The organism is Sphaerochaeta sp. UBA5836 (genome assembly GCF_002432845.1).
Lineage (GTDB): Bacteria > Spirochaetota > Spirochaetia > Sphaerochaetales > Sphaerochaetaceae > Sphaerochaeta.
The window spans coordinates 45,487-45,709 of the sequence record NZ_DJGW01000107.1 but is presented as its reverse complement, the minus strand read 5'-3'; the positions used below and the strand labels follow the sequence as shown (position 1 = coordinate 45,709).

Here is a 223-nt window from a genome sequence, read left to right as displayed (position 1 = left end):
CCTGATTCAACTACCATGAAGGTCGTTAGTGCAACAACTTGGATTTTGGCTGCCACTACTGCTACGCTTCGGGTGGTCAGCGGCAATCACTATCTGGAAGATGTGCTTGCCGGCGCTGCCATGGGGTCTGCAATTGGTTTTCTTGGCCCCTATATAACCCATCAGTTGCTCAAGAGAGATGCAGATGCTCCTACCGTGTTGGCAGGACCTGTGGTGGGGATGC

General features: G+C 52.9%; 1 protein-coding gene. It reads left to right on the top strand.

Going from position 1 to position 223, the window contains the following annotated elements:
• Positions 1-15 precede the first annotated feature (15 nt).
• A partial coding sequence (locus tag B3F49_RS10630) for a phosphatase PAP2 family protein (protein WP_349681285.1) occupies positions 16-223 on the top strand: 208 nt, incomplete at its 3' end.